Source organism: Aquimarina amphilecti (assembly GCF_900109375.1).
GTDB classification, from domain to species: domain Bacteria; phylum Bacteroidota; class Bacteroidia; order Flavobacteriales; family Flavobacteriaceae; genus Aquimarina; species Aquimarina amphilecti.
Map to the genome: position 1 here is coordinate 360,905 of NZ_FOAB01000001.1, position 17,174 is coordinate 378,078.

At 32.5% G+C, this 17,174-nt stretch carries 15 protein-coding genes; 14 read left to right on the forward strand and 1 reads right to left on the reverse strand.

Annotated elements, in window-relative coordinates; translation table 11 throughout:
- From BMY33_RS01580 to pdxH, 14 genes are all read left to right on the forward strand, one after another.
- Nucleotides 1-516, forward strand: a complete 516-nt coding sequence (locus tag BMY33_RS01580; protein ID WP_091404606.1) for a DinB family protein — start codon at nucleotides 1-3, stop codon at nucleotides 514-516.
- On the forward strand, nucleotides 516-1,271 hold the full coding sequence (hisF, locus tag BMY33_RS01585) for an imidazole glycerol phosphate synthase subunit HisF (RefSeq protein WP_091404608.1): 756 nt from the start codon (nucleotides 516-518) through the stop codon (nucleotides 1,269-1,271). The genes BMY33_RS01580 and hisF overlap by 1 nt, the downstream gene beginning before the upstream one ends.
- A 52-nt stretch (nucleotides 1,272-1,323) precedes the next feature.
- A complete protein-coding gene (gene hisIE / locus BMY33_RS01590; RefSeq protein WP_091404609.1) occupies nucleotides 1,324-1,920 on the forward strand; it encodes a bifunctional phosphoribosyl-AMP cyclohydrolase/phosphoribosyl-ATP diphosphatase HisIE in 597 nt (198 codons plus the stop codon).
- 260 nt (nucleotides 1,921-2,180) lie between these two features.
- Nucleotides 2,181-4,868: a T9SS type B sorting domain-containing protein gene (locus BMY33_RS01595; protein WP_091404612.1), complete on the forward strand. Its 2,688-nt coding sequence runs from the start codon at nucleotides 2,181-2,183 to the stop codon at nucleotides 4,866-4,868.
- Nucleotides 4,869-4,871: 3 nt separating this feature from the next.
- A complete protein-coding gene (locus BMY33_RS01600; protein WP_091404616.1) occupies nucleotides 4,872-5,789 on the forward strand; it encodes a PorP/SprF family type IX secretion system membrane protein in 918 nt (305 codons plus the stop codon).
- A 3-nt stretch (nucleotides 5,790-5,792) separates the two neighbouring features.
- Nucleotides 5,793-7,844, forward strand: a complete 2,052-nt coding sequence (locus BMY33_RS01605; protein ID WP_091404618.1) for an OmpA family protein — start codon at nucleotides 5,793-5,795, stop codon at nucleotides 7,842-7,844.
- 173 nt (nucleotides 7,845-8,017) lie between these two features.
- The gene (gene rpsA / locus BMY33_RS01610) at nucleotides 8,018-9,844 is read left to right on the forward strand and encodes a 30S ribosomal protein S1 (protein WP_027391195.1); all 1,827 of its coding nucleotides are present in this window, start codon (nucleotides 8,018-8,020) and stop codon (nucleotides 9,842-9,844) included.
- A gap of 151 nt (nucleotides 9,845-9,995) precedes the next feature.
- Complete coding sequence (locus tag BMY33_RS01615) at nucleotides 9,996-10,694, forward strand: hypothetical protein (RefSeq protein WP_091404621.1); 699 nt, start codon at nucleotides 9,996-9,998, stop codon at nucleotides 10,692-10,694.
- Nucleotides 10,695-10,841: 147 nt separating this feature from the next.
- Nucleotides 10,842-11,381: a bifunctional pyr operon transcriptional regulator/uracil phosphoribosyltransferase PyrR gene (gene pyrR / locus BMY33_RS01620; protein ID WP_091404622.1), complete on the forward strand. Its 540-nt coding sequence runs from the start codon at nucleotides 10,842-10,844 to the stop codon at nucleotides 11,379-11,381.
- Nucleotides 11,382-11,438: 57 nt separating this feature from the next.
- Complete coding sequence (locus BMY33_RS01625) at nucleotides 11,439-12,368, forward strand: aspartate carbamoyltransferase catalytic subunit (protein ID WP_091404625.1); 930 nt, start codon at nucleotides 11,439-11,441, stop codon at nucleotides 12,366-12,368.
- Between the two features lie 4 nt (nucleotides 12,369-12,372).
- The gene (locus tag BMY33_RS01630; protein WP_091404628.1) at nucleotides 12,373-12,705 is read left to right on the forward strand and encodes a ribonuclease Z; all 333 of its coding nucleotides are present in this window, start codon (nucleotides 12,373-12,375) and stop codon (nucleotides 12,703-12,705) included.
- Between the two features lie 52 nt (nucleotides 12,706-12,757).
- Complete coding sequence (locus tag BMY33_RS01635) at nucleotides 12,758-13,210, forward strand: thioredoxin family protein (RefSeq protein ID WP_091404630.1); 453 nt, start codon at nucleotides 12,758-12,760, stop codon at nucleotides 13,208-13,210.
- 61 nt (nucleotides 13,211-13,271) lie between these two features.
- Nucleotides 13,272-14,177 carry a ribonuclease Z gene (locus tag BMY33_RS01640; protein WP_091404632.1) on the forward strand — a complete coding sequence of 302 codons (906 nt, stop codon included), beginning with the start codon at nucleotides 13,272-13,274 and terminating at the stop codon, nucleotides 14,175-14,177.
- 59 nt (nucleotides 14,178-14,236) lie between these two features.
- Nucleotides 14,237-14,884, forward strand: a complete 648-nt coding sequence (gene pdxH, locus BMY33_RS01645) for a pyridoxamine 5'-phosphate oxidase (RefSeq protein WP_091404635.1) — start codon at nucleotides 14,237-14,239, stop codon at nucleotides 14,882-14,884.
- A 13-nt stretch (nucleotides 14,885-14,897) separates the two neighbouring features.
- Here the strand turns inward: pdxH and BMY33_RS01650 are convergent, their stop codons facing one another.
- Nucleotides 14,898-17,126, reverse strand: a complete 2,229-nt coding sequence (locus tag BMY33_RS01650) for an OmpA family protein (protein ID WP_091404636.1) — start codon at nucleotides 17,124-17,126, stop codon at nucleotides 14,898-14,900.
- Between the last annotated feature and the right edge of the window lie 48 nt (nucleotides 17,127-17,174).

A 17,174-nucleotide genomic window follows, 5' to 3' on the forward strand; every position in this document is an offset into this window, starting at 1 on the left:
ATGAATGAGGAAATATCACAGGAGTTTAAGGAACAAATCGTTTATAGATTGGATGAAAGTCTTAGGATGATTACTATTAGTTTTGATCAACTTTCTGAAGATGATATCTGGAAACGATTTAATCAATCTTCGAATAGTGTGGGTAATTTGATGCTTCACCTCTGTGGTAATGTTACTCAATATGCTATAGCCTCGTTAGGTGGTTTAGATGATAAACGGGATAGGGATGCCGAATTCGAAGCTAAAGAAGGGGTTTCTAAAGCGGAGTTGCTGCTAAAACTAAATAGTACAATAGAAGAAGCTAAGAAAACTTTGTTGAATTGCGCTATTTCAGAATTAATGAGAAAACGAGAAGTACAAGGTTTTACTTTTTCAGGAATAGGAATAGCTATTCATGTTACAGAGCATTTATCATATCATACTGGGCAAATAGCTTTTTGGACAAAACAATTAAAAAATAAAGATTTAGGTTTTTATGATGGTATGGATCTGAATATAAAAAATAAAGAAAACTAATGTTAACTAAAAGAATTGTACCGTGTTTAGATATTAAAAACGGACGTACGGTAAAAGGAGTCAATTTTGTTGATTTAAGAGATGCAGGGGATCCAGTAGAATTAGCAGATGCGTATTCTAAAGCTGGAGCGGATGAATTAGTGTTTTTAGATATTTCAGCTACTGAGGAGAGAAGAAAAACACTTGCTAATTTAGTTCTTAGAGTTGCAGAGAAAGTTAATATACCTTTTACTGTTGGTGGAGGAATATCATCTATAGAGGATGTAGATATTTTGCTTCAAAATGGGGCAGATAAGGTTTCGGTAAACTCATCTGCTGTAAAGAATCCGCAGCTTATTAATGATTTAGCAGGCAAGTTTGGAAGTCAGTGTATCACAGTGGCTATAGATGCTAAACAAATTGATGGGAAATGGATAGTACATTTGGTAGGAGGAAAAGTACCAACAGAACTTGATTTGTTTGATTGGGCAAAAGAAGTAGAAAAAAGAGGTGCTGGAGAGATTTTATTTACTTCTATGGATAATGATGGCACTAAAGATGGTTTTGCTAATCAGGCTTTGGCAAGGTTATCAACAGAGCTAAATATTCCTATAATAGCGTCGGGTGGGGCAGGTAACATGCAACATTTTATAGATACTTTTAAAAAAGGAAAGGCCGATGCTGCTTTGGCAGCGAGTGTTTTTCATTTTAAAGAAATAGAAATAAAAGATTTGAAAGAGGAATTGAGGTCAAACGAAATTCCTGTAAGATTATAACAGAATATGATTCCAGACTTGATCTGGAATACAAAAGAAATAGATTGATAAAATGGAAATAAACTTCAATAAAAATAATGATGGACTCGTTCCTGCAATAATTCAAGACGTAACTACAAAAAATGTTTTGATGCTTGGTTATATGAATGAAGACGCATACAAAAAGACAATAGAAACTAAAAAAGTAACTTTTTTTAGTAGAACTAAAAATAGATTATGGACGAAAGGCGAGGAGAGTGGAAACTTTTTAAGCTTAGTTGATATAAAGAATGATTGTGATAAAGATACACTTTTGATTTCTGTTAATCCTATTGGACCAACTTGTCATACTGGATCGGATACCTGTTGGAATGAAAATAATGAACAGTCTTTTGGTTTTTTGACAACTTTAGAGAATACAATACAGGATAGAAAAGAAAATCAAGATAATGAAAAGTCTTATGTAGCGTCTCTGTTTAGAAAAGGGATAAATAAAGTTGCTCAAAAGGTTGGAGAAGAAGCCGTAGAAGTAGTTATTGAAGCTAAGGACGATAATGAAAAATTATTCTTAGATGAAAGTGCAGATCTTCTTTTTCATTATTTGATTTTATTACAGGCTAAAGGTTACAAGCTTAATGATATAGTAAAAGTTTTAAAATCTAGAGGTTAAGGGTGTAGGTAAGGATTAATTTTTGTAAGGCGATGCTGTTTTTTTAACATATTTTTATAATTTCGCCGGGCTTTTGAGGTTTAATCAATTTTATTTCATTTGATTAGTAACAAAAAGCGCAAAAATGACACTTACAGATAAACTAATTGATTTTGAAACAAAATTACACAAAGTTACTTTTCGTTTTATTAATATTCCTCGGCGGTATTGGGGAAGTTTTTTCTCAATGTAATCAAGAACAAGTGATAACCATTTGTAATATGGAGACTATCGATTTCGATACAGATGGTACTCCGGATGGTATCATTAACTTGTATGATGAAACAGGTATCGTACCAGAATTAGGAGATTTTTGGGAATCAACTGGGATAGAAGAAGGCGAAGAAGGTATAGAAGCTTCAGGAGTTTTAAGATTATGGCAACTAAGAAATGCTTCTGATCTTTATTTTTTTGAACTTAAGAATCCGAATTGCCCAGATGACTATAGAGTTAGAGTTAATGTGAAACTCGGTCCATATGCTGGTATTGCAGCAACAACTGGTTTCTTTCCTGTTTGTGATAATGATGATATTTGTACAGCAGGATTTGAAATAGACATTAACCTTTTTGATACATTAGAGTCAAGAGAAGGGTTCGCTCTTCCTCATCTAAACGGTATATGGACTTATACCGGCTCTCTACCTTCTGATACATATATTCTAAGCGGCCCAAACTTTGGTACAACCATTGAAAATAATGGTGGTTTCCCTGTGGATAGTGAAGATTTTAGTTTTAGGTATACCGTTTTTAATGTAGATACTTGTATTACTGAATTTGTAGATGTTCAGGTAACTGTAGTAAGACCGGTTACGGCAGGTTATGGATCATCATTTTCGATCTGTGAAGGCGATATCGCATCTTGGGATATGGATATTAATTTATTCGATAACCGATTTTTAAATGGAGAAGAATTAGGAGGAAGTTGGGATGATGATGATAATACTGGTCAAATTACAAGTGCTACGGATGCAGTAATTAATTTGAAAGAAGTATATGATGTTTTTAGAGCTTCTCCAGAATATGTTCCTGGCTTTAGTTGTATAGATTTCAGTTATACTTATAAGATCAACAGTAGGTCTCCTATATGTCCCAATGATGAAGCAACGGTTATGTTCGTTATATATGAAGAGTTAAGGCAGTTTACTCCTGAGAATCCCGTGGAAGAAATTTGTCCTAATTCTTCTCCAGCTCAAATTAACCTTTTTGATTTACTTGAGTTTGAACCTGGTTACGTTTATACAGATGGTTCATTAGTAGATGATTTTGCGTATTGGACATTTCTTGGCGGTATTCCCTTCAATGGTGATCTTAATTTAGAAAATAATTTAAATGATACACCAGAAGATGAACAACATTTAGGACCAATTACTATTGCAGGAGCTAGACCAGGAACGTATAGATTTAGATATGATGTGATTCCTAGACAAAACTGTGGTGCTACATTTTCTTATTCTGGGGATGTTTGTCAACCTATTACTATAGAGAGCAATCCTTGTCCTTCTATCTCTACCATAGTTACTATTGTAATTTTACCTCATGATTATGCAGGAGAAGATACCTTAGATCTAATTATATGTCAGACAGATGCCGATCAATATAGTTTAAGAAGTTTGTTAAACTCAGATGGGCGAACTATTGAAGAAGGTATTTGGACTGATAATATCAATGGAGGTAATGTTGTTGATAATATATTCTTGGTGCCTGAAGAAATTAACACTCCTATTTCTTATTCTTTTACACATACAACGACTAATCCTTCTGGATGTGTTGATGAAGCTTTATTAGAGTTTACTATTTATAAAGAAGCTAATGCTGGAGCAGGAAACGGCGCTGCTACATCACTATGTTCCGATAATTTAACGGTAACACTTTTTAATCTTCTAAATGGTAATCCTGATCCAACAGGAACTTGGACGGGACCTTTTGGTTACATGTCACCAGATCATCTAGGCGTTTTTGATGCTTCAGATAATACATTACCAATTCTTGGTCCAGGAGATTATGTATATACCGTTGGAGGTAATGTTGGTTGTAGTTCTCAAGATCAGGCGACAGTAACTATAAATATTGTAGAACCTACAGAAATTGGTAACGATAGAAGTGATTCTTTTTGTGAAATAGATGGGCGTGTAAATTTATTTACAATTTTAGATAATGATACCCCAAGAACTGGAAGTTTTCAGGATATAGAAAATACAGGTGCCTTGATGCCGGATGGAGTAGTAGAGTTCGATTTATTACCAAATCCTGATAATGAGATTAATAAAATTTATAATTTTAGATATGTAATTCCTAATACTGCTCCTTGTAATGAGTCTTCATTGAATGTAGAAGTGCAGATTATTGATTTACCAGAACCGAATGTGCCAGATCAAGAATTTTGTATTCTTGATGGGAAAAGATTAGATGATATAGAGGTGGATGTATTAAACTATAATTGGTATCCTACATTAGAAAGTGATATGCCTATTATTGATAACCCTTTACTTTTTGATAATCAAGTATATTATATAGCAACTGTAGATGCTGATAATTGTGAATCAGAAAGAGTAACGGTTGCTATAAATATTCTTAATATGGGTGAGCGATTCTCTAATGGAGATATATGTGCATTGGATTTTCAAGATGGAGTTTCTCCAGATGGAAATAATCAAAATGATACCTTTGATTTGTTTATTGAGGATGAATTTAATATCCCAGTTGCTTTTCCAGATTTCGATTTGAAAATATATAATCGTTACGGAGCCAAAGTATTTGAGGGTAATAGAAACACTGAAGAATTTAGAGGAGAAAGTAACGTTTCTATTCGGTTAGGAGATGATTTACCCTCCGGAACTTATTTCTACATTTTTACACCAAATTTTGAAAACAACTTTCCTATTCAAGGAAGCTTTTACCTAAGCAGATAAACAATGAAATCACGATTTATTTTTAGTATAGCGATAGTTTTCTGCTCGGTATTGTATGCTCAGCAGGAACCACAATATTCTCAATATATGTATAATATGAGTACGGTAAACCCTGCTTATGTTAAGAATCAAAGTGGATTAATTTCTACCGGTTTACTATATAGAAGGCAATGGACAGGAATAGAAGGGTCACCAGAAACGGCAAATGTCTTCGGAAACATTCCGATAAGTGAGAAGATTGAGTTAAGTGTGAATTATGTAAATGATCGGATTGGTGAAGCGATTAGCACCAATAATAATTTCTTTAATATTGATTTTGCATACATTACCCGTATTTCAGATCGTTTCAAAATGTCTTATGGTCTAAAAACTGGAATTAATAGTTTTAAACTCAATGCTTCCGGTTCTGATGTGGCTGATGACCCTGCATTTGCGGCAAATAATTCTGAGTTACAACTTACTATAGGAGCAGGGTTATTCTTGTTTTCTAATAATTTTTATGCAGGTATTTCTTCTCCAAATTTATTGCCTAATGATGTAGCTGTAGACGGTATAGGTGTTTCTCAATCAAAGACCCACTTATATGGAGTTACAGGTTTTGTCTTTGATCTTGTGGATGAGGTTAAACTAAAGCCATCTATGGTTATAAAACAAGTTTTAGATTCTCCATTAACATTTGATATCTCGCTAAACTCTTTGATTTACAATAAATTCGAGTTGGGAGTTTCTTATCGTTACGAAGATGCTTTCATTGCGTTGGCAGGTTTTAATATCACAAGAAATCTAAAAGTCGGATACTCCTATGATTTTAGTACAAGTGAATTAAGTGGGTATAATAATGGGAGTCATGAGATTATTCTATTATATAATTTCGATTTACTCAATTTTAGTAATAAATATACATCTCCTAGATTTTATTAAAATATGAAAACTAAAATAACATTTGTATTCATCTTATTGATTACACAGTTTATCTTTTCTCAGAAAAAGAGCAGAGCAGATCGTTTCTTTACTAATGGAGATTATATAAATGCGGCATTGCAATATGAAGAGGAACTAAACGAGGAAGGGTATGAAAAACATATTCTTGAAAATATTTCTATCTCGTATTACAATACATTTCAATTTAAAAAAGCATATCGATATCTTAAAGTTTTAACTTCAGGGAAATTTTATGGAAAAGATAAGTCCTATGATAACTCGTATAATTTTATGATGCATCAAGTACTTTCTTCTTTAGGTAAATATGAAATGGCTGTTGATTTTTTGGCACTATATAAAAGCAATAACGAGACAAATACATTAGATAAGTTAAATGCAATTTCGACAATAGAAGCTTTTAAATTAAAAGATGATGATTACGTTGTTAAATCCGTGGCATTTAATACTGAATCTTCCGAGTTTGGAGCAGTAAAATTGGATAGTACTATATATTTTACTTCTGATCGTAGTTCTCATGGTTTTATGAATCAAAATTATAAGTGGACGCACAGACCATTTTTAGATATATATGCTGTAAAAGTGGATAATAAGAATGTAGAGGTTTCGGAAATTGAAGCACTCTCCGGAGAAGTTAATTCTAAACTCCATGAAGGTAACTTTTGTTTTACCTCTGATGGAAATACTATTTATTTTTCAAAAAGTAATTCGGAAAAAGGGAAAAAGAAATTTGATAGCTTAAGGAATAATGCGATTCATTTGTATAAAGCTATAAAAGTTGATGGGATATGGCAAACACCAGAAAAATTAAAGTTTAACAATAAGGAATATTCTATAGAGCATCCTTCAGTTTCCGCTGATGATAAGACATTGTATTTTTCTTCTAATATGCCTGGAGGTTTCGGAGATTTTGATATTTATACTTCCGAGATAAAGATAGATGGAACTTATGGAGAACCAATCAATCTAGGAGCATCTATCAACACGAAAAACAGAGAACAGTTTCCATATATTTCTAAAGAAGGGCATCTGTTTTTTTCTTCTAACGGTCATTTAGGACTTGGAATGATGGATGTTTTTGTTTCAGAATTGAAAGATAAAGTATTTACAAAACCAGTAAACTTAGGTGCGCCAATCAATTCTAGTTATGATGATTTTTCGTTAACATATTATAATGAAAAAGATGGTTTTTTTGCTTCTAACAGAAAAGGTAAGACTGATGATGACATTTATGCCTTTTCTCAGATAGGAGAAATATTTTTGAAGGAATACGTGACTAATTTTGAGGTGAGAGATTTTGCTACAGATAATTATGTTCCTAATGCAGCCGTAGTTTTACAAGATGTAGAAAAGAAAATGGTATATGAAAATAGATTAGACTCTATAGCATCATTTAGTTTATCTGTTTTTCCCGGAAAATACGATTTTAAGGCTTCTTCTGTAGGTTATAAGACAAATATCAAACCTATTTTGGTTAAAGAAAAAGAAAACGAGCGGTATGTGATTTACTTAGAAAAAGAACCTGTTGTTGTACAGAGTTCCAAAGATCAAGAAACAGGAGCTATTGTTACTTCTGAAAATGATAGGAAAAAAAGAAAAGAAGAAATTACTGCTGAAGAATTAAGACTAAAATTACTTTCTGATAATGTAGGACCTCCGGTGATAGAAAAGAATGGAAAGTTATACTTTGACCTTCCGCCAATATATTTTGATTATGATAAATGGAATATTAGAGCGGATTCTAAAAAAGTATTAGATGAGTTCGCTCTAAAATTAGAAAAGTATAAAACAGTATATATTAAAATTTCTTCGCATACGGATAGTAGAGGAACAGATTCGTATAATCAAGTCTTATCAGAAAAAAGAGCAGAATCTACACGCAATTATTTGGCACTTATAGGATATGTTAATGCAAGAAGAATGCAGTTCGAAGGATTTGGAGAATCTGCACCTTTAATAGATTGCAATACAAAGACTTGTACTGAAGACGATCATCAGATTAATAGAAGAAGTGAGTTTGAGATAACTAAATATTAAAGGATATAATATAATTTATAATACTTTGTTTTCTAATAAATTAAATTGTATTTTTGCACCCCTTTTAAGCGAGTAAGAGAATAAAAAGGGATGAAAAATAATTTAATTTAACGCTTCTGTATAAGTTTTCGCGTTGATTCTCAAATAAATACAGGATACAAATTTTATCTTCAATGTCTGAAGAAACAAAAAACACAGACGTTCAGGAAGTAGAGGCTCCAAAGGCAGCACCAGCTGTATCTCCTCAACAAGAAAATCCTGAGCAATTTTTAAAAGACTTTAACTGGCACAACTACGAGGAAGGTATTGACCCAATCGCAGATTCTAAACTTGAAGAGTTTGAAAAGCTAGTTGCAGAAAATTTTGTTGACACCTTAAATGATGAAGTAGTAGATGGAACTGTAATTAATATTACAGATCGTGATGCTATCATTGATATCAATGCAAAGAGTGAAGGTGTTATTTCATTAAATGAATTTCGTTACAACCCTGATCTTAAGGTAGGTGATAAGGTTGAGGTATTAATTGATGTGCGTGAAGATGCTACTGGTCAATTAATATTATCTCACCGTAAAGCTCGTGTGATCAAGGCTTGGGATAGAGTAAATAATGCTCACGATACTGGCGAAATCGTAAACGGTTTTGTTAAGTGTAGAACTAAAGGAGGTATGATCGTAGACGTATTCGGTATCGAAGCGTTCTTACCAGGTTCTCAAATTGATGTGAAGCCTATTCGTGATTATGATGCATATGTTGGTAAAACAATGGAATTTAAAGTGGTTAAGATTAACCATGAATTCAAAAACGTTGTTGTTTCTCATAAAGCACTTATTGAAGCTGATATCGAAGAGCAGAAGAAAGAAATTATCGGTCAATTAGAAAAAGGTCAAGTATTAGAAGGTACTGTTAAGAATGTTACTTCTTACGGTGTATTCGTTGATCTTGGAGGAGTTGATGGACTTATTCATATTACTGATCTTTCTTGGTCTAGAATCAACCATCCAAATGAGATTGTTGAACTTGATCAGAAATTGAACGTGGTAATCTTAGACTTTGATGAAGCTAAGACACGTATCCAGTTAGGTCTTAAGCAGTTAAAAGCGCATCCTTGGGAAGCTCTTGATAACGAACTTAAGGTTGGTGATAAGGTAAAAGGTAAAGTAGTTGTAATTGCAGATTACGGTGCATTTATCGAAGTTGAAGAAGGAGTAGAAGGATTGATCCACGTTTCAGAAATGTCTTGGTCAACTCATTTACGTTCAGCACAAGATTTCGTTAAAGTAGGAGATGAAGTAGAAGCTGTAATTCTTACTTTAGATAGAGAAGAGCGTAAAATGTCTCTTGGTGTTAAGCAATTAACTCCAGATCCTTGGACTGATATTACTACAAAATATCCTGTAGGTTCTAGACACACAGGTATCGTTCGTAACTTTACTAACTTCGGAGTTTTCGTTGAGTTAGAAGAAGGTATCGACGGATTAATTTATATTTCTGATCTTTCTTGGACTAAGAAAATCAAGCACCCATCTGACTTTACTAATGTTGGTGATAAGCTAGATGTTGTAGTTCTTGAATTAGATGTAGAAGGACGTAAATTAAGTCTTGGACATAAACAAACTGAGGATAATCCTTGGGATAAGTATGAAAAAGAGTTTGCTGTAGGAACTAAGCACACTAATACTATTGCAGAGATTGTAGACAAAGGTGCTACAATTGAGTTCAATGAAGATATTGTTGCTTTTGTACCTTCACGTCACTTAGAAAAAGAAGACGGTAAGAAACTTACTAAAGGAGATGAGGCTGAGTTCCAAATCATTGAGTTCAACAAAGAATTCAAAAGAGTTGTAGCTTCTCATACTGCATTATTTAAAGAAGAAGAAGCTAAGATTGTTAAGCAAGCTGCTAAGAAAGCTGCTGCTAGTAACTCTGAGAAAACCACCCTTGGTGATATCGATGCGTTAGCAGATCTTAAAGCTAAAATGGAAAAAGGAGGAAACTAATAACCTTTTATTTTCAGTATAATACTAAAAGACCGTTCGTATGAACGGTCTTTTTTTTATAAATTAACTGAATAATGGGATGTGATTTATACTGGTTTCAGTGTGTTTGATATTTAGTGTTTTGCCGAAATTTGTAATAAAACAACCAATAGTGAAGAATTTATGGATTTTACTTTTAAATATTTTGTTTATTAATTTATTGAATAGCCAGAGTATGCATACTGAAGAAGAATTGAAAATATTTAAAGAAAAAGTTAATCAGACAATAGAGTTAGGTAGAACTTCTATTATAGATATTGCCGCAAAAACAATTAGTATCAATTCTGAATCTTTGTTTAATGATGAGAAAGTACTTATTTCTGTTTGGTACAATAATGCAGAAGTAAAAGTAGAGTTTAGGGAGCGTTCTCCAATAAAATATCTTACTCCTGGAGCAGAGGTTTATTTTAAGGTTACTGTAAAAGTGTCCGTTGATAGAGTTTCTGGTAGTGGTGGTTCGGTAGTTCGAAATTCTGAAAACAAAACTTCTAGACCTGGTTTTTCTCCAACTTATTTATATCGTTCTACTAATAATACTAAAGCTGCTATTGATCACGTATTGGAATTGAATAATACCAATGATCCTAAATATCATATCGATGAATCTTCGCAGATATATACTATTATAAGAGAACAAAAGGGCTATTATGATATACAGATCTATGATAGATATTCTATAACTTATAAAATAGATAAAAAATCAGGTAAAATATTTGATTATGAAAATCCTTATGAAAACTTTTATCCAACACCTGCAAGTGCTCCTCACTTTCCAATGCCATTCGGTCCCTGGGTCGAAATGAAAAAATAATAGCATTTTATTTTATTGTTTGTGCTAGTAAAAGTTAGGATATTATTTTTTAGTTGAGTATTGATCTTGGCATTTTAAAACTAAACTTAGGATTGATTAATTCTAAATTTTCATTACTTTTGCATACCAAATGTCTATTTGGAGATTATGAGTCAGAAATTACTACTTAGTGCAAAAGAGATAGATATTATTCTGCACCGTTTGGCTTGTCAATTAATAGAAAATCATACTCATTTTGAAGATACAGTTCTAATAGGAGTTCAGCCAAGAGGAATCTTTTTAGCGGATAGAATAAAGGAAGTCTTAGTTAGGGATTATGGGCTGTCTAGTGTTAAAATGGGGCACCTTGATATTACTTTTTATAGGGATGATTTTAGAAGAGGAGAAAAGCCTTTAGAAGCAAATAAAACACATATTGATTTTACAGTAGAGGATAAAAGAGTTGTTTTTATTGATGATGTTTTATACACAGGTCGTAGCATACGATCAGCATTGACGGCTATACAATCTTTTGGTAGACCAAGAGAAATAGAGCTACTTACGTTGATAGATAGACGCTTTAGTCGTCATTTACCTATTCAGCCTAATTACAGAGGAAGACAGGTGGATGCAATTAATCAAGAGAAAGTAAAAGTACATTGGGTAGAAAATGGAGGAGAAGATGCAGTGTATTTAATTAATAATTAAAGTTCAATAATTTCTGATATATGATCGTATTTCAGAAGTATAATAATATAAAGAAGAATGAGTGAATTAAGTGTAAATCACTTACTAGGAATTAAATATCTTACAAAAGAAGATATTAATCTCATTTTCGAAACAGCGGATCATTTTAAGGAGGTAATCAACAGGCCTATTAAAAAAGTACCTTCGCTTAGAGATATTACAATTGCCAACCTTTTTTTTGAGAACAGCACAAGAACAAGATTGTCATTTGAGCTAGCTGAAAAAAGATTGTCTGCTGATGTTATTAATTTTTCGGCAGCATCATCTTCGGTAAAAAAAGGAGAAACACTTATAGATACGGTTAATAATATCCTTTCAATGAAAGTGGATATGGTTGTAATGAGACATCCAAACCCAGGAGCTGGTGTTTTTCTGTCTAAGCATGTAAATGCAAGTATTGTAAATGCCGGAGATGGAGCCCATGAACATCCAACTCAAGCTTTATTAGATTCGTATTCAATAAGAGAAAAACTAGGAGAAGTAGGAGGTAAAAAAGTTGTTATTGTTGGAGATATTTTGCACTCTAGAGTTGCACTTTCTAATATTTTTGCGCTCAAACTTCAAGGAGCTGAAGTAAAGGTGTGTGGCCCGAAGACACTAATACCTAAATATATTGATAAACTTGGAGTTACTGTAGAGACAAATCTAACAAAAGCTCTAGAATGGTGTGATGTGGCAAATATGTTACGAGTACAAAATGAAAGAATGGAAATAAGTTATTTTCCATCGACAAGAGAATACACCCAACAATTTGGAGTAAACAAAAGGTTATTGGATAGCCTTGATAAAGAGATTGTAATAATGCATCCGGGACCTATTAATCGTGGTGTGGAGATCACGAGTGATGTAGCTGATTCTAAACAAGCCATTATATTAGATCAGGTTCAAAACGGAGTAGCAGTGAGAATGGCTGTCATTTATCTTTTAGCTTCAAAAATAAAACAATAAACTTATGATATTCAATAAAGAAGGTTCTACAACCATAATCACACAAGAAAAAGCCACTGTAATAGAGTTTGTAAAAGGTATTGAGGATAAATATGAATCTATGAAAAACGATAATATTGTTGCAAATTTATTTTCGTTAAAAGATTTATCAATCAATGATGTTAATGAGTTTCTTAGAGTATCTAACAAACACAAGTCAAATAAACGTTCTTTTGTTATTGTTACTGATAAAATATCTTATGATGATACTCCAAAAGAAATTACTATTGTACCTACTTTAATAGAAGCATTGGATCTGATTGAAATGGAAGAAATAGAAAGAGATCTTGATTTTTAAAAATATTTAATTAATTCTGTAATCTAAACTAATTTATTACGTCATAATACTTATGAATAAATTAGCCCCATTTATTCTTGTGTTGATATTTTTCGTTTCAGGTAATATTTATGCACAAGACTGGAAATATGATTTCGACGAGGCAGTAACCTTAGCCAAAGAAAAAGATCAGAATATTGTTTTACTATTTACAGGATCTGATTGGTGTCCTCCCTGTATTAAATTGGAAAGGAAAATATTTTCTAATCCAGAATTTAAGAAATTTGCGGATAAAAAATTTATCTGGTTAAAAGCTGATTTTCCTAAGCGAAAGAAAAATAGATTGTCAAAAGAACAGAGCGAGAAGAATTTTGAATTAGCTGAGCGCTATAATAAAAAAATGGTGTTTCCAGTTATTTTAGTTATAGATAAAGAAGGTACAGTTCTTGGCGCGACCGGTTATAGAAAAATGTCTGCCGAACGCTATATGAGTTTACTTACTACTTTTGATTCTTTTGGAAACTGAATATAGATTAATCTGTTAGATTAGATTATCTTGAAACTTTTTTAATTTAAGATATATAAAATTGAAAGTAACAATTTTAGGCTGCTATTCTGCAACACCGAGAACATTTACGAACCCAACTTCACAGGTATTAGAAATAAACAATCATATTTTTCTTATTGATTGTGGAGAGGGAACCCAGGTAGAACTTAGGCGAAATAAGGTTAAATTCTCTAGAATTAATCATATTTTTATTTCTCATCTCCATGGAGATCATTTTTTTGGGCTTGTTGGATTGGTTTCTACATTTAGGATGTTAAATAGAGAAAACCCACTTCATATTTATGGGCCTAAAGGGATAAAGGAAGCGATTACTTTACAATTAAAACTTTCTAATTCTTGGACAGATTACCCGTTACATTTTCATGAACTTACGAATACAGATTCAGAGTTAGTGTTCGAGGATGATAAAGTAATCGTTAAGACTATACCACTTCAACACCGCATTTATTGTAATGGTTTCTTATTTCAAGAAAAGTTAGGAGATAGAAAGCTACTAATTAGTAAGGTTGTTAACTATGATATTGATAAGGCGTATTACAAGTCTATAAAGAAAGGAAAGGATGTAGTACTACCGGATGGAAGTGTTATTCCCAATACAGAGTTAACAGATGATCCTGCGCCGGCTAAAAGTTATGCCTTTTGTAGTGATACTAGGTATGATGAAGATAAGATTTCTTTGCTTAATGATGTAACAGTTTTGTATCATGAATCAACTTTTCTTGAGAGTCATAAACATTTATGTCAGAGAACGGGTCATAGTACAGCTATAGAAGCCGCAACAATAGCTAAGAAAGCAAATGCTAAGAACTTAATTTTGGGACATTATTCTACAAGGTATGGTAATATAGAGCATTTTAGAGAAGAAGCTTCTACTGTTTTTGAAAATGTAGTTATTGGAGATGATGGTAAAGTTTTTGAGTTCTAAAGAAAGAAATACATTTTTTCATATTACATTTAAATCATCAATGCGCTAATTGTAAAATAATGAATAGAGATCTAACAAGTTATAGAAAATCTTACGATAAAAAAGCTTTAGAAGAAAAGGAGTTACCTGTATCTCCCTTCTTTTTGTTTTCTAATTGGTTTAAAGAAGTTGAAGAAGCTGGCGGGGTAGAAGAAGCTAATGCGATGACACTTACAACGTCTGGGTTGGATGGTTTTCCTAAAGCAAGAATTGTATTGCTTAAACATTTTGATGAAAATGGATTTGTGTTTTATACGAATTATGAATCAGAAAAAGGAAAAGCTATGGAGGTTAATAGTAAAATATGCCTTTCCTTTTTTTGGCCAAATCTAGAGCGTCAGGTAATTATAAAAGGAGAAGTTAAAAAAATCTCTAAGAAAAAAAGTGATGATTATTTTAACTCTCGTCCACGGGGAAGTCAATTAGGGGCTTGGGCATCAGAGCAAAGTAACATAGTTGATTCTAGAGCTGTTCTAGAAGACAAATTAGTTTCATTAACTGAGAAATATGAGGGAAAAGAAATCCCTAGACCTCATTTTTGGGGTGGTTATTCTGTGGAACCAAAAGAATTTGAATTTTGGCAGGGAAGACCAAATAGACTTCATGATAGAATTAGATATGTTAAGCAGGATGAAAACAATTGGTTGACAAATAGGTTATCACCTTGATCCCGCAAAACTATTACATAATTACAAAACTAGATCTGCGATTTTTTCTGTATTCTTCTTCAGAACAATCTTCACCATCTTCACATTTGTTTACCGGTTTTGCTTCTCCAAATCCGATATAAGATAGAATTCTATTCTCTGAAATATTTTTACTGATTAAATATCTGTAGATAGATTCTGCTCTTTTTTGAGATAACGTAAGATTATAATCAGTATCACCTCTACTATCCGAATGAGTTTCTATTTTGATAATCATGCCAGGATATTCTTTGGTCATCAGTGATACAACCTTGTCTAACTCAACGATAGCTCTTTCTGTGATGTCCCATTTGTCAAATTCAAAATATATTTCATTCAACTTAATAAGGTCATTAATAGTTTTATCTAGTGCTATTCTAGAGTTCAGATTGGAATCAGATTCTGGATCCTTACTAGTATTTACAATATCATTATTGTTAATACCTGTACTCTCAGTATTTTCTGATCTGTTAGAATTATTTAACTCTACTATGTTTTTGTCTAATTCTTTGGTTCTAGCAGCGAAATCAGTATTGAAATTCGGACAGTTTAATCCACTCATATCAACAGCTAGTTTAAGTTGGTAGTAATCTGGTAAATTACATTTGTTAATGTGATTATATCCTTTACTAAACTTTTTTGTTTCATTAAGAGAACCGTTAAACTCTGCAATGACAGGTTGGTCAACTATAGTAACCTCTCCAGTTTCATTTAATAAATCGCAACTAGTATTTACCTTAATAGAATAACGAATTTCAAATGGATCACTATCAATTTTCACCATTTTGTTAGGCACAGAAAAACTTAGAGTCCTTGTTGGCTCATCATAAGACACTTTAATTTTCTTAGAAGGCAATATCACCGATTCCTTAGCAAATAATACATTCTTAGGTAAAACATCCTTTATAATGGTGTTTTTAGCATCATCATTACCGTCATTATTTACGGTAAGACTATAAATAATGTCTTGGTCTGGTGCGACTATATCATTTGGGAAAACGAAGCTGTTATCTGTATACCGAGATCTCTTTATAATCTGAATAGCAGGCTCGTATATTTCTACGCTAAACGCAACTGCCATTACAGAATATCCATCGTTATCCGTTAATAATCTAAAACTAGATTTCGTTTGGTTATTACCTATAATACTATTTCTCGGGTTTTTTATGTCAAATAAATCAGCGTCATACCCTAAAGTATTTTGACTTGCTGGAACTCTAGAAGCAATATTTTTTCCGTTTTCAGTAATGTTTGCATTAAAGAAGTTATTCATCGGATTAGTGTTATCCGTAATACCTTTATATTTATTAGTTTCATTAGACATAACCTGAAAACGATCACCTCGTATTCCTTTGTCTCCTTCATAAGAAATTACACCGATCTTTCCGTGTACTGCACCTTCTGGTATAGTTTGAAAGTTGTCAAAAGAAAATTCAACTGGTTTAGCTTTAGAATCAATGTTTACAAAACCATCATATACATAAAAACGTTTTCTAGGTTTAGAATTATCTTCATAAATAACAACCATAGTCCAGCCACCTGCTAAACCATTTCCTAGGATCGCATCATCATTAACTTCTGAAGTAGTAGCAGGAATGTTAGCAACTGTATAAGTTCCTGTCGCATCTTCTAGGTTCATTACTTCCTTAGTTATATCTTTATAACAGGAATATTGTTTAAATAATGATTTAGAGTCATTATAATAATCGTGTATTATTTGAGCATTTGTAATGGTGGTATATGAATCACTACCAGGGTATTTAATTTTAATAGAAGAGATGTCGTGCTCTCTATTTTCATCAGCATAAGAAGCTGTCCAATAAAGACCAACGTGCTTAATAGCCGCACAACCTGACTTTATATCAAGATCAGCACTACTAGAATTAAAAGTGGAAGGATCATTATCAATATCAATAAATCCCATTCTAAATTGATTATTCAATCCACCATTATTGTAACTTTTATTTGGATTGAATACATCAGTACCATCGTCATTACTAACTTTACCAAGAATAGTATTGGATACGAATTTAAAATCACCTTTAATTGTAAATTCTGTTCTTTTCTCAAGAGGAACTTCGACTTGAGAATGTAAACTAAAAGCAAAACATAGTATAGTTAGTACAATGCTAACATACGTTTTCGTATAGTTTGTTATTTGATTACCTGTTTTTTCCACTTTTCCTTTTTTATTCCCTATTATATATAACTTAAATCTTGTCACTAAATTGCGTTTAATTAATCAGGGTAAACGTCTTCATTCTAAGGGGAA

What these genes read in the sequence shown, in the direction of transcription:
- BMY33_RS01580 (WP_091404606.1), top strand. Translation starts at nt 1, where the DNA reads ATGAATGAGGAAATATCACAGGAGTTTAAGGAACAAATCGTTTATAGA.
- hisF (WP_091404608.1), top strand. Translation starts at nt 516, where the DNA reads ATGTTAACTAAAAGAATTGTACCGTGTTTAGATATTAAAAACGGACGT.
- hisIE (WP_091404609.1), top strand. Translation starts at nt 1,324, where the DNA reads ATGGAAATAAACTTCAATAAAAATAATGATGGACTCGTTCCTGCAATA.
- BMY33_RS01595 (WP_091404612.1), top strand. Translation starts at nt 2,181, where the DNA reads ATGGAGACTATCGATTTCGATACAGATGGTACTCCGGATGGTATCATT.
- BMY33_RS01600 (WP_091404616.1), top strand. Translation starts at nt 4,872, where the DNA reads ATGAAATCACGATTTATTTTTAGTATAGCGATAGTTTTCTGCTCGGTA.
- BMY33_RS01605 (WP_091404618.1), top strand. Translation starts at nt 5,793, where the DNA reads ATGAAAACTAAAATAACATTTGTATTCATCTTATTGATTACACAGTTT.
- rpsA (WP_027391195.1), top strand. Translation starts at nt 8,018, where the DNA reads ATGTCTGAAGAAACAAAAAACACAGACGTTCAGGAAGTAGAGGCTCCA.
- pyrR (WP_091404622.1), top strand. Translation starts at nt 10,842, where the DNA reads ATGAGTCAGAAATTACTACTTAGTGCAAAAGAGATAGATATTATTCTG.
- BMY33_RS01625 (WP_091404625.1), top strand. Translation starts at nt 11,439, where the DNA reads ATGAGTGAATTAAGTGTAAATCACTTACTAGGAATTAAATATCTTACA.
- BMY33_RS01630 (WP_091404628.1), top strand. Translation starts at nt 12,373, where the DNA reads ATGATATTCAATAAAGAAGGTTCTACAACCATAATCACACAAGAAAAA.
- BMY33_RS01635 (WP_091404630.1), top strand. Translation starts at nt 12,758, where the DNA reads ATGAATAAATTAGCCCCATTTATTCTTGTGTTGATATTTTTCGTTTCA.
- pdxH (WP_091404635.1), top strand. Translation starts at nt 14,237, where the DNA reads ATGAATAGAGATCTAACAAGTTATAGAAAATCTTACGATAAAAAAGCT.